This window comes from Geothrix fuzhouensis (genome assembly GCF_024609325.1).
Taxonomy (GTDB): domain Bacteria; phylum Acidobacteriota; class Holophagae; order Holophagales; family Holophagaceae; genus Geothrix; species Geothrix fuzhouensis.
The window spans coordinates 1,411,731-1,424,078 of sequence record NZ_JANHMQ010000001.1 but is presented as its reverse complement, the minus strand read 5'-3'; the positions used below and the strand labels follow the sequence as shown (position 1 = coordinate 1,424,078).

Annotated in this window: 11 protein-coding genes; 8 read left to right on the top strand and 3 right to left on the bottom strand. The window is 68.5% G+C overall.

The window, feature by feature from the left end; genetic code table 11:
- Positions 1 to 46 precede the first annotated feature (46 nt).
- The 6 genes from tsaB to NOV74_RS06415 all read left to right on the top strand — a co-directional run bounded on the left by tsaB (position 47) and on the right by NOV74_RS06415 (position 4,959).
- Entirely contained in the window at positions 47 to 745 is a 699-nt protein-coding gene (gene tsaB / locus NOV74_RS06440) for a tRNA (adenosine(37)-N6)-threonylcarbamoyltransferase complex dimerization subunit type 1 TsaB (protein ID WP_257310286.1), read from the top strand.
- On the top strand, positions 742 to 1,191 hold the full coding sequence (locus NOV74_RS06435; RefSeq protein WP_257310284.1) for a GNAT family N-acetyltransferase: 450 nt from the start codon (positions 742 to 744) through the stop codon (positions 1,189 to 1,191). The genes tsaB and NOV74_RS06435 overlap by 4 nt, the downstream gene beginning before the upstream one ends.
- Positions 1,192 to 1,371: 180 nt before the next feature.
- A complete protein-coding gene (locus NOV74_RS06430; protein WP_257310283.1) occupies positions 1,372 to 1,851 on the top strand; it encodes an RrF2 family transcriptional regulator in 480 nt (159 codons plus the stop codon).
- Between the two features lie 35 nt (positions 1,852 to 1,886).
- Entirely contained in the window at positions 1,887 to 3,206 is a 1,320-nt protein-coding gene (locus NOV74_RS06425) for a cytochrome ubiquinol oxidase subunit I (protein WP_257310281.1), read from the top strand.
- A gap of 11 nt (positions 3,207 to 3,217) precedes the next feature.
- Complete coding sequence (gene cydB / locus NOV74_RS06420; RefSeq protein ID WP_257310280.1) at positions 3,218 to 4,243, top strand: cytochrome d ubiquinol oxidase subunit II; 1,026 nt, start codon at positions 3,218 to 3,220, stop codon at positions 4,241 to 4,243.
- Positions 4,244 to 4,344: 101 nt separating this feature from the next.
- Complete coding sequence (locus tag NOV74_RS06415) at positions 4,345 to 4,959, top strand: OmpW/AlkL family protein (RefSeq protein WP_257310278.1); 615 nt, start codon at positions 4,345 to 4,347, stop codon at positions 4,957 to 4,959.
- 142 nt (positions 4,960 to 5,101) lie between these two features.
- On the opposite strand, the gene NOV74_RS06410 is transcribed toward NOV74_RS06415, so the two are convergent.
- From NOV74_RS06410 to NOV74_RS06400, 3 genes are all read right to left on the bottom strand, one after another.
- Complete coding sequence (locus NOV74_RS06410) at positions 5,102 to 5,827, bottom strand: oxygen-binding di-iron domain-containing protein (RefSeq protein WP_257310277.1); 726 nt, start codon at positions 5,825 to 5,827, stop codon at positions 5,102 to 5,104.
- A gap of 274 nt (positions 5,828 to 6,101) precedes the next feature.
- Positions 6,102 to 7,805 (bottom strand): B12-binding domain-containing radical SAM protein, encoded by a 1,704-nt coding sequence (locus NOV74_RS06405; protein WP_257310275.1) that lies wholly within the window; start codon positions 7,803 to 7,805, stop codon positions 6,102 to 6,104.
- Positions 7,806 to 7,940: 135 nt separating this feature from the next.
- Positions 7,941 to 9,164, bottom strand: a complete 1,224-nt coding sequence (locus NOV74_RS06400) for a DNA methyltransferase (RefSeq protein ID WP_257310273.1) — start codon at positions 9,162 to 9,164, stop codon at positions 7,941 to 7,943.
- Between the two features lie 42 nt (positions 9,165 to 9,206).
- Between NOV74_RS06400 and NOV74_RS15315 the strand changes: the two genes are divergently transcribed.
- Both NOV74_RS15315 and NOV74_RS06385 read left to right on the top strand, forming a co-directional pair.
- A complete protein-coding gene (locus NOV74_RS15315; protein WP_306672292.1) occupies positions 9,207 to 11,282 on the top strand; it encodes a sensor histidine kinase in 2,076 nt (691 codons plus the stop codon).
- Between the two features lie 181 nt (positions 11,283 to 11,463).
- Positions 11,464 to 12,342, top strand: coding sequence for an NAD-dependent epimerase/dehydratase family protein (locus NOV74_RS06385; RefSeq protein WP_257310272.1), 879 nt, complete (start codon positions 11,464 to 11,466; stop codon positions 12,340 to 12,342).
- Positions 12,343 to 12,348 lie beyond the last annotated feature (6 nt).

The window sequence follows — 12,348 nt, the reverse complement described above, 5'->3', positions numbered from 1 at the left end:
GGCCGCCGCTTCGCGTTCGGCTCAGGCCCACCTGTACACTGATCCCATGCTCCTCGCCCTCGACACCACCACGGAAATCCTGCACCTGGCCCTGATCCGGGGCGAGCGGGTGTGGGCCCGGCGGGTGCTGTCGGGCGTGGGCCGGGGGCACAGTGAGCGGCTGATTCCCACCCTGGACGAGCTCATGGCCGAGGCCGGGGCCGTCCCGCGGGACCTGTCGGGGGTGGCGGCCTGTCTGGGCCCCGGCGGCTTCACCAGCCTGCGCATCGGCGTGGCCACGGCCGAGGGCTTTGGCGTCACGGGCCTGCCGACCTGGGGCTTTTCGGCCTTCGCCCTGCGGGCCGAGGCGCTGCGCCAGGCGGGCGTGGCCGGGCCCTGCTGGGTTCTGCTGGACGGTCAGCGCAGCGAGGCCTTCCAGCAGCGCTGGGAAGAAGACGGGCCCACGGAAGCCGCCGCCAAGCAGCCCCTGACCACGCTGCCCGAGCGTCTGGGCGACGAGCCCTGGTGGGCGCCGGAGGCTTTCGCGCCCCGGGCGGAGGCCGTACTGCCCACGGGGCGAATCTCCCTGGCCGACGAGGGCGCCGCCACCTTGGCGGGCCTGGTGGCCCTGGCCCGGCGCGTGGCGCAAGGCGCCCCGGAGTCCCCGCTGACGCCCTTCTACCTGCGGGAGACCGACGCCGAGGTGAACTTCCCCCACGCCGCCGCCCATCTGTCCGAGGCGTTGCGGAGGGGCGTGGCGCGATGAAGCCGCGGCGGAAGCCCGGCCGCTGGCGGCCGGAGGGTGAGGTTCACCGGCTGGCGGAGGGCGAGCCGCTGCCGGAGTGGGTCGTGCGCCTGGACCGGCTGGTCTTCGGCGATGCCTGGACGGGCCTGTCCCCCCACGAGGCCCTGTGGGTGATCCCCGAGGTGGCCTTCGCCCGCTGGTCGCGGGTGCCCGCCGCGGGGGAGGCGGAGCTGCTGCGCATCGCCGTGGCCCCCGAGGCGCAGGGCCAGGGCCTGGGCCGCGTCCTGCTGGAGGCCTGCCAGTGCGATCTGGCGGCGGAAGGCCTCGTCCACCTCTTCCTGGAAGTGCGGCCCACCAACGCTTCGGCCCTCCGCCTCTACGAAGCCTGTAATTGGGAATTGTGCGGACGGCGGCACCGGTACTATTCCGACGGCGAAGACGCGCTGTTGTTCCAGCGGCTGGATTGAGGCCGGCCTCCTCCCCGGTTGGAGCATTCATTCGCCGCAAAAATTTAATGAAATCAATTGGTGTAATAAAATAATTTAAAGAAAAAGAGATGATTTAGTCCTTTAAATTGTTGACCTCAAGGTGTTGACCAACGTTACCAGATCGGTAATGTTAGCGAATCGGTCACATTCGAGGTCTTCATGATCGGCATCTCCCGGCAGACGGATTACGCGGCGCGGCTCGTGCTGCACCTCGCCGCCCTTGAGGCGGACGCCCGGGTATCCATCGCCGAGATCTCCAAGCTCCGCCTGCTGCCGGTGGCTTTCGTGCGCCGGCTGGCGGGCAGCCTCGTCAAGGCGGGCATCCTCCATACGGTGCGGGGCACGGGTGGCGGGATCAGCCTGGCACGGCCGGCATCGGAGATCTCGCTGCTCGACGTCATCGAGGCGGTGGAGGGCGGCATCTTCCTCAACCAGTGCCTCGACGGCAAGCACATCTGCCCCCTGTCGAACGGCTGCCCCGTGCAGGCCGCCTGGGCCGCCGCCACCAAGGCCCTGGAGGACCACCTGGCCGGGGTGCGCTTCGACGCCCTGGCCCGCGATTCCGAGGCGCACCTCGCCGCCCACCTCTCCCGCCACGCCGCCGTCCGGAAGGCCGCGTCGGCCTGTACTGTCTCCTAGCGCTCCCACTCATACCCCCCTGAAAGGAGGACACCTTGGATGTCCTAGCCCTGTCGCGCCTGCAATTCGCGGTCGCCACCTATTTCCACTTCCTGTTCGTGCCCCTGACGCTGGGGCTCTCGATGCTCGTCGCCATCATGGAGACGCAGTACGTGCGCACCGGCGACGAGGACTACAAGCGCATGACGAAATTCTGGGGCAAGCTCTTCCTCATCAACTTCGCCGTGGGCATCGTCACGGGCATCACGCTGGAGTTCCAGTTCGGCACGAACTGGTCGCGCTACTCCGCCTATGTGGGTGACATCTTCGGTTCGCTGCTGGCCATCGAGGCTACGGCTGCCTTCTTCCTGGAATCCACCTTCATCGCGGTGTGGTACTTCGGCTGGGACAAGCTGTCGAAGAAGTCGCATGCGGTGACGATCTGGCTGGTGGCCATCGCCTCCAATATCTCGGCCTTCTGGATTCTGGTGGCCAACGCCTGGATGCAGCATCCCGTGGGCTACGCGCTGCGCAACGGCCGCGCGGAGCTGTCGGATTTCCTCGCGGTCATCACCCAGCGCTTCGCCATCCTCGAGTTCATCCACACCCTGGGCGGCGCCTACCTCACGGCCGGCTTCTTCGTCCTGGGCACCTCGGCCTGGCACCTGCTCCGCAAGCATGAGACGGCCTTCTTCAAGAAGTCTTTCCGCATCGCCGCCGCCTGGACGCTGATCTTCGCCCTGTTCGAGATCGCCCAGGGCCACATGAACGCCGAGATCCTGGGCAAGGCCCAGCCCACCAAGCTGGCAGCCATGGAGGCCCACTGGGAGACGGGCCGGAACGTGCCCATGAACCTCATCGCCTGGCCCGACGCGAAGAACGAGCGCAACACCGTGCAGAGCCTGTCCGTGCCCAGCGGCCTCAGCCTGATGGCCACCTACTCCACTGCCGGCGAGGTGAAGGGGCTGAAGGACTACCCCGCTTCCGAGCGCCCGCCGGTGCTGCCGGTGTTCCTCAGCTTCCGCGCCATGGTGGGCCTGGCCTTCCTCTTCCTGGCCGTGGGGCTTTACGCCTGGTTGAAGCGGGAGCAGATCGAATCGCGCACGGGCTTCCTGCGCGTGCTGCCCTGGCTGATTCCGCTGCCCTACCTGGCCAATGAATTGGGCTGGACCCTCGCGGAACTGGGCCGCCAGCCGTGGATTGTCTACGGCTTGATGAAGACCTCGGATGCGGTCTCGCCCATCGCCCTGTCCCAGGTGGGCACGTCGCTGGTGGCCTTCTTCCTCGTCTACGCGCTGCTGGGCGCCGTGGACTTCTACCTGCTGTTCAAGTTCGCCCGCAAGGGCCCTGAAGCCGCGCCCGCGGTCGTGAAGTGAGGGAGGCGATCATGCTCGAGACCATCTGGTTCGTGATCTGGGGAGTGGCCTGGGCCGTCTACTTCATGCTCGACGGCTTCGATCTGGGCCTGGGGACCCTCTTCCCCTTCCTGGCGAAAAATGAAACCGAGAAGCGGATCCTGGTGAACGCCATGGGCCCCTTCTGGGATGGCAACGAGGTGTGGCTCATCACGGCGGGCGGCGTGACCTTCGCGGCCTTCCCGCGGGCCTACGCCATCATGTTCTCCGGCCTCTACACGCCACTGATGCTGCTGCTCTTCGCGCTGATCCTGCGGGGCGTGGCCTTCGAGTTCCGGGGTAAGGAGGACAGCCAGGCCTGGCGCGCCACCTGGGACACCTGCCTGGTGGTGGGCTCCTTCCTGCCCGCGCTGCTGCTGGGCGTGGCCTTCGCCAACATCTTCGCGGGCCTGCCCCTGGATGCCGCGGGCATCTTCCACGGCAACCTGTTCACCCTGCTGAACCCTTACGGCCTGCTCGGCGGCGTGCTCTTCGTGCTGATCTTCGCCGTGCACGGCGCCCTGTGGCTGACCACCCGCACCGAGGGCGAGCTGCAGGCGCGCGCCGGGCGCTTCGCCACGTCGCTGTGGCTGGTGGAAGCAGTGGTGGCCGTGGCCTTCCTCGCCATGACCTGGTTCAGCACTCGGCTCTGGCAGAACGTGCTGGCCAAGCCCCTGTTGCTGGTCCTGCCGCTGCTGGCGGTGGCGGGCCTGCTCTCGCTAAGGGTGTTCGCCGCCAAGGGCGCCTGGTGGAAGGCCTGGTTCGCATCTTCCGCCCTCATCCTGGGCGCGGTGCTCTTCGGTGTGGCGGGGCTGTTCCCCAACCTGCTGCCTTCCAGCCTGGACCCCGCAGCCTCGGTGACCGCCTTCAATGCCGCCTCCAGTCCGCTGACGTTGAAGATCATGCTGGGCGTGGTGCTCTGCTTCCTGCCCGTGGTGATCGGCTACCAGCTCTGGGTCTACCTGAAGTTCCGGGACACGGTAACTGCCGAAAGCGTGTCCCGCGGCCCTGCCTATTGACCTGATCCATCGCGTGTAAACCGGCTCCCCGTCCCATGGCGGGGTGGGGGGGCCTTTGTGTCCCATGCCCCGCTTCCGGGGCGATGCCAAGGAGATGTCCCATGAAGTCCCTCATCCTGCCGGTGGCTCTGGCCGCCGGGTTGCTGAGCTCTGCCCCGCTTCAGGCCCAGGAGGGCCCGTGGATGGTGCGCCTGCGCGCTGTCTCCCTCCAGCCCGCCGACAAGTCCGACGCGGCCTCCGGCCTCCCTGCCGACGCCATCCACGTCAGCTCGAAGACCATCCCCGAGGTGGACTTCAGCTACTTCTTCACGCCGAACTTCGCCGCGGAGCTGGTGCTCACGGTGCCCCAGAAGCATGACGTCACCCTGTCGGGCACCAAGATCGGCACCTTCAAGGAGCTGCCGCCCACCCTCACGGCGCAGTGGCACTTCCTTCCGGGCCGGACCGTGAATCCTTACGTCGGCGCGGGTCTGAACCTGACCCTCATTTCTGACGTGAAGCTGGCGGATGGCGCGCTGGACCTGGACAAGAGCAGCGTGGGTCTGGCCGCGCAGGCTGGCGTGGACTTCCAGGTGGCCAAGAACTGCTTCATGAACCTCGACGTGAAATACGTGCAGATCAGGAGCGATGTGAAGGTCGCCGCCACCGGCGCCAAGGTCACCACCGTGAAAGTAGACCCCATGCTGTACGGCGTGGGCGTCGGTTATCGGTTTTAACCTGTCCGGGGGTTCCGCGCTGCGCGCACACCCCCGGGCCCCCGCGCCAAGATCCGGCTGAGCCGGATCTTGGCTTGCTGTCCTGGGTTCCCCCTGCCACGCAGGCGTGGCAGGGACCTGCGGGCGCTCTGCGCCTCCGTGTTCAGCGGACGCCCGTTGGCTCCGTCAGACTCACCGAGAGGGCCTGCAGCAGGGCCGCACCGTCGCCGCGGAAGGAGCTGCCATGCATGGTGGCGAGGGTGTGGGGCCGCAGGTCCGCCAGGCGGGCCAGGGTGGCCCGGGCCTTGTTCCGGCAGGCGTAGTAGTCCATGCCTGCGCGCATGGCCTCGCTGGGGCCGAGGATGTCCCCTTCGGTGATCGGCGGGAGGTCCGCGCCGGGCTGGGTGAACAGGTCGCCGCAGAAGAGCGTGCGAGTGGTGGATACCCAGAGCAGCCCGGCATCCCACCCGTGGGGCACGTGGGGGGTGTCCAGCCACTGAATCCGGTGGCGCCCCAGGTCCAGCTCCTCCCCATCCCCCATGGCGTGGGGCGGCCGGTCGGCCACGTCCCCCATCGACACCATGGCGCTCACCCGGCTGCACAAGGGGACCGCGGCCGGCGCGAGCGCGAGGAAGTCGTTCATGGCTCCGCACTCGTCGGCCTCGAAGTGGGAGTAGGCCAGGTAGCGCAGCGAGTCGACCGGCAACACCCGCTCGATGGCGGTCCGGGTGGCATCCAAGAGACCGCGCAGGCCCGTATGGAACAACAGCGGCGCTTCGTCCCGGATGAGGATCTGGTTGAAGGTGAAGCCGCCTGGGATGGCGGAGATGGGGACCGCCGTACTGATGCGGAAGATCCCATCGGCGATTTCGTCAATGCGGGTGGTCATGGGAGGCCTCGGAGTCCGATGAAAGGATGGGGAAATCGAACGTGAACCGGCCTATGTCTCGGCCAAATCAGCCAACCCCAAAGAAGCGGCCGGGAGGCCCCCCTTGAAGGTACGGTTTAAACCTATGCCACCGAGGGCGGTCTTCCAACATGGGGTGTTGTGACACCAAGTCAATGCGCACTTATTTAATTCAATATCTGGTTTTTGCTTGGCAAGTACAGCTGCTGCGGGGCCAGCGGCACGGACAGCGGCGGCGCGGGCCTGAACCTGCGGGTCAGGCGAACCGCCCCTGGGCCGGAACCTCGCTGGCGAATCGCGTGAGGCGGTCCTCCAGGGTGGCCCGGAAGGCGCCTACGGCCTCGTCGGCGTAGGCGCGGAAATCCCTGGGCAGGCGCTGATAGCGGGCCTGCACCTGGCCCAGCGCCTGATCCCGGAGGGCCTTCAGCTCGGCCAGCCGCTGCGGAACGTCCAGGGCCGCGACAGTGTGCAGACGCGCTTCGAAGGCCCCTGACAGCTCCTGGAGGCCGGCCTTGAAGCGCTCCAGCTCCAGCAGGCTGCGCGTGATCTTGAAGAAGTGGTGGCCTTTCACGGCCAGGGTGACGGTCTCGGGCACCATCAGGGGCCGCGCGAAGAAGCCCTTCACCAGGAAGCACCAGTAGGACCAGCCGTAGCGCGAGAAGGTCTGAACGACGAGGGACCGGACGAAGGCCCGGAGCTCCATGACGTGGAGCTTCCGGCGCGACGTGCGGGGCGGCTTCATGGTCTTCAGCAGCTTCAGGCAGCGCTCGAAGTAGCGATCCGGGTGGTAGATCTCGGCCAGGATGCGCTTGTAGCCGTCGATGAGCTTCCGCGTATCCATCTTCGGCAGGAAGTTGAGGCGCAGATCGTGGGTATTGTTCCCCCCGCCGGATTCCCCCGTGAGGCGGCCCTCCGCCTGGAGGCGCCGATGGAGGCGGGTCTCGGGCAGGGCGGTGAGCAGGCCCACCATGGCCGTGGGAATGGCGGCCTCCTGGATGAACCGCACCTGGCGCTCGAAGATGTCGCCCGCGTCACTGTCGAAGCCCACGATGAAGCCGCCGGAGACCTCCATGCCCTTCCGCTGGATCTTCTGGATGCTGGCGAGCATGTCGGCCTTGAGGTTCTGCTGCTTGCCGGCGGCCTTCAAGGCACAGAGATCGGGCGTTTCGATGCCCAGGAACACCATGTTGAACCCGGCCTGGACCATCTGGTCCAACAGGGGCTCGTCGCTGGCCAGGTCGAGGCTGGCCTCCGTGAACAAGGTGAAGGGATGGTGCCGCTGCAGCTGCCAGGGGATCAGCTCGGCCAGCAGCGCCCGGACCTCGCGGCGGTTGCCGATGAAGTTGTCATCCACCAGGAAGAGGGGGCCGCGCCAGCCCTCCTCGTAGAGCAGATCCATCTCGTGGAGGAACTGCGCGGGTGTCTTGGTGCGGGGCCGGCGGCCGAACAGCTCGATGATGTCGCAGAACTCGCAATCGAACGGACACCCGCGGGAGAACTGCAGCGCCATCTCGGCGTAGTCCTTCCGCCGCACCAGGTCGAAGCGGGGCGGGGGCGTGCGCGTGAGGTCGGGCCGTTCCGTGCTGGTGTATAGCGGCTTGGCTTCTCCCTTGGCGTAGTCCTGGAGGAACAGCGGCAGGGTGATTTCTGCCTCGTTGAGCACGAAGTGGGCCACGCCCTGGATCTGGTCATGGCAACTGGTGGGGTAGGGGCCGCCGGCCACCACCGGTTTCCCGAGGGCGTTGCAGAGCTGGACGACCCGAGCCATGGACTCCTTCTGGACGATCATGGCGGAGACGAACACCAGGTCGGCCCAGGCCACGGCGGTTTCGCGCAGCGGCTCCACGTTCAGGTCCACCAGGGTGACCTCCGCCTCCTTGGGCAACATGGCGGCCACGGTGAGCAGCCCGAGGGGCGGGAACACGGCCTTCTTGCCGATGAAGGGGAGGGCGTAGCGCATGCTCCAGTAAGTGGGGGGCATTTCCGGATAGACCAACAAGACTTTGAGACCCAACTCCACCTCCCACTGGGAAGAGTGCATTAGGTTAAAGTCGGATCTATCCAGGTTGCCGCAAGCCTGCATAGGTCGGGCCAGTCAGGCCTTTTCGAACAGCACGATGCGGTTGCTGTTGGTGCCCTTGCCGTTGTTGTCCACACCCCAGATGTGGGCGGTCTTGGTGAAGGTCTGGGTGTTCACCAGCACGCCATGGGCGCGGAAGCCCGCGGCCAGGCCCAGGGGCAGGGCGACCTCGTCGAGCTTCAGCTTGCCGCCGCGCACCTCGCCCACCTCGAAGGCCACGAAGCCGCCCGGTCGGGTGACGCGGTGCAGCTCGACGAAGACCTCGCCCATGGCCTGGGACCAGGCTTCCACCGTGCGGTGGGTGCTGAGACCGCGGCCGATGGCCTCGGCGTCCAGACCGTTGAACCAGCAGCGCAGCCAGTTGTCGCCCACGTAGTCCACCACGTCGAGGAAGGGCGGCGACGTGACGATGAGGGCCACGGAGTCATCCTCAAGGGCCGGCGTGGTGCGGGCGTCGCCGGTGAGGAAGTGGGCATCCTCCGCGGCTTCGCTCAGGTTCCGCAGAGACTGGGAGTCCAGGCCCCCAAGCAGCTGCTTCGTCTTCTTCAGGATGAGCGCGTGGGTGTCGCGGTAGGGCGGGACCTGGCTCCGCTTCTCGTTGATCTGGCGCTGCTTGTCGGCACTGACGGCCTGGTTGGGCGGCAGGGTGTAGACCGAGAAGAAGCCGGGGCTGTGGCCCGTGAGGCGGTTGGTGGCCACCATGCGGATCCAGGCGTCCACGGTATCGAGCTCGCCGCGGGCAGCGCGGTCGAGGCACCAGCTCCGCAAGCCGCGAATCTCCGCCTCCGTCTCCGGATGGAAGAACATGCCGAGGTCCAGGCCATCCGAGCCGCTGGTTCGCGGGATGTCAGCCAGACGCCGGGCCACGTCGGTGGGGTCCGGCGGGGTGAGCCGGGGTTCCGCCAGCATGCGGGAGAGAGGGTTGAGGTCATTGGCGGCCACCCGGCGTCCCATGAGGGCCGCTTCCAGGGCGGTGGTGCCCCGGCCGCTGAAGGGGTCGTACACCCGCTCGCCCGGCAGGGTGAGACGCTCGATGAAGTGCCGGGGCAGCTGGGGCTTGTAGCAGGCCCGGTACGAGATCTCGTGGAGGTTGGCGGCCTGCCGCTGGCGGGAGGTCCAGAATTCGGCGGACAGCCGCGGGCGCCGCCCCGAGGCGGTCTCGACCTCATCCCAGGCCGCGTCCTCCACCGGGGCGAGGTCGGCCAGGAAGGCCCTGCTCGCGGCTGTCTCCATATCCATCCCGGCTGCCCTTCTCTGAGCATCCAGGATAGCCTGCTGGGGATGCCATCCCATCCGAAGCGCCACCCGGAACTGACGCGCCTCTACGTAGCCGTGGCCCTGGGCGTGGTGGTCATCATGATCGTCCTGGCCTACAAGGCCGTGGGGAACCGCATCGCGGCCGGGGGCCTGGACGCGCCCACGCGCTGGGCCCTTATCGCGGTAGGAACGGCCAACGTGCTGGCCATCGGGACGCTGCTCTTCATCGTGGCCCGCAGCCTGGCGAAGCTCTACTTCGAGCGCCGCAGCGGCATCCTGGGGGCCCGGCTGCGCACACGCCTGGTGCTGACTCTGTTCATCGTGGGCATCGTGCCGAGTCTGATCCTCTACCTGGTAGGCCGGAACTTCATCAACAAGAACGTGGAGCGCTGGTTCAGCCCGGAAACGGAAGTGGTGATCCGGGAGGGCCACAAGATCGCCGGGGATCTCCGGGCCGCCGCCAGGGCCCGCCTGGACTTCGGTGCGGGACAGTTGCTGGACTCGCCCTCGGCGGAGGCACCGGCCATCCGGCTGGCTTCGGGCCTGGACCTGGTGGCCTTCCTGGGGACCAAGGGCGGGGAGGGTGTGAAGGCCCTGGACCTGCGCGAAGGCCTTGAGCCGCCGGACCTGTCCGGTCTGGGCGCCGAGGCTACCCAGGAAACTGCGGAAGGCCTCTGGCTGCTGCGCAGCGTGCCGCGGGGCGACGGAAACTGGGCCGTGGGCGTCCTCCTGCCGCGGGAGGCCCTGGACCGCGTGCTGGCCCTGGAGCAGCGCTACCGGGAAAGCCAGCAGATGCGCGCCGCCCGGGACACCCTCCAGACCCTGCCGCAGAACACCTTCCTCTTCCTGACGATGCTGACGCTCTTCTTCGCGGTGTGGTCGGGCCTGGCCCTGGCCAAATCCCTCAGCGAGCCCATCCGGGCCCTGGCCAAGGCCGCCCAGCGGGTGGGCAGCGGCGACCTGGAGGTGCAGCTGCCGGAGATGGGCGAGGATGAGTTGGCCTTCCTGGCCCGCACCTTCAACGCCATGATCCGGGACCTCAAGGCCAGTCGGGCCGCCATCGAGGCCCAGGCCAGCCGCATCGAGCAGCAGCGGGCCTACCTGGGTCAGATCCTGGCGGCCCTGCCCGTGGGCGTCATGAGCTGGCGGGCGGATGGCGAGCTGCGCACCTTCAACGCCGCTGCCAAGACCTGGATGGGCCTCGAATCCTTCGATCCTTCCGAGGACAGCTGGGACTCCGTGGCCACCTTGCCGCGGCTGGGCCGCCTGCCCGAGCTGCTGGCCTCCGTGCGGGAATCCGGGCGGGGTGTGCAGGAGGAACTGCGCCTGGGCGGGGAGGGCGAGGGCCGCCCGGTGCGGGCCATCCTCGAACCGGTCCAAGGGGGCGGTGTGCTGGCGGTGCTGGAGGACCTCTCTCTGCTGGCCCAGGCCGAAAAGCGCGCCGCCTGGCAGGAGGTGGCCCGGCGCATGGCCCACGAGGTGAAGAACCCCCTGACGCCCATCCAGCTCACCGCCCAGCGCCTGCTGCGACGCACCCGCGAAGGGCGCCTGGATCTCGAGGCGGTCAAGGAAGGCGCGGAAACCATCCTCACGGAGGTGGCCAGCCTGTCGCGGCTGGTGGACAGCTTCAGCCGGTTCGCCCGGCTGCCCTCGCCCCAGTTCTCCCCCTGCGACCCCGCGGAGCTGCTCCGCCAGGTGCTGGCCCTCTACGAGCCAAACCACCCAGGCATCAAGTGGTCCATCCAGTTCCAGCTGGAGCCCATGGGCGCCGTCTGGGACGGTGACATGGTCAAGCGGGCCCTCATCAACCTGGTGGACAACGCCGTGGCGGCCGTGGATGGCCAGGGCGCCGTGTTCCTGTCGCTCACCGGCGAGAACGGGAACCTGCGCTTCGACGTGGAAGATGACGGCACCGGCGTGCTCGAAGCGGATCGGGACCGGCTTTTCGAGCCCTACTTCTCCACCAAGTGGAAGGGCACGGGCCTGGGCCTCGCCATCGTGCGCCGCATCGCCCAGGACCACGGCGGCGACGCCCGCTACCAGCCCCTGGCACGCGGCAGCCGGTTCACCCTGGTGCTGCCGAGAGCGCCGAAAGCCTGATCAGGCCTTCCGCTTCCGCCGCCGCAGCCACAGCCCGACGGGTCCCAGCACCACCCAGGCCAGCAGCACCATCTTGAAGAGCGGGGACACAGGGGGCTCCAAGCCAGGGGGCAGTGCCCCCGACCAGCCTCTCATGGCGGGCGGCTATGCTGGCTGGATGGCGCCTGGACTGGTTGGATCGGTGGGAACCTGCCTCATCGCGGGGTGCGGCTACACGGGAACGCGCCTGGCCCGGCGTCTGCTCGGGCAACGCCCGGTACTGGCTCTGGTGAGATCGGCGGCCTCCCTAGCCGTGCTGGCCCGCGAGGGGATCTCGGCGGTGCCCGCGGACCTGGACGGGGGCTCAGCCTTCCCGGTCCCGCCCGACCTCGCGGCCGTGATCTACCTGGCCCCGCCGGCGGGGCCGGACGGCGAGGACCGGCGGTTCGCGCGCTTCCTGGCGGCCCTCGGCGAGGCCCGGCCCCAGGTGCTTGTGTATGTGAGCACCACCGGCGTCTACGGGGATACCGGAGGCGTGGCGGTGGACGAGGCCGCCCCGACCGCGCCGGCGGAGGAGCGTGCGCGCCAGCGGCTGCACGCGGAGGATCAGGCGCGGCGCTGGTGCGAGGCGCGGGGTGCCCGCTGCGTGATCCTGCGCGTAGCGGCCATCTACGGCCCCCACCGCCTCCCTTTGGACCGCCTGCGCCGGGGCGAACCGGTGCTAAGGGCGGAGGACTCGGGGCCCGGCAACCGCATCCATGTGGACGACCTGGTGGCGGCTTGTCTGGCGGCCCTGGCGCGGCCGGGGGCAGGCGTGGTCAACGTGGCGGACGGCTGCCCCGAAAGCATGGCCGCCTTCACGGCCCGGGTGGCGGCCCTGGCCGGCCTACCTGCTCCCCGGAAGATCACCTGGGCCGAAGCCCAGGACACCCTGAGCCCAGGCCTCCTGGCCTTCCTGCGGGAGTCCCGGCGGGTGCTCAACCCGCGCCTCGTGCGTGAGCTGGGCCTGACGCCGCGGGGGCCGGAGGCCGGCATCCGGGACAGCCTGCGGGAGATGGGGCTGCCCGTGGCCGGGGGCTGATACGAA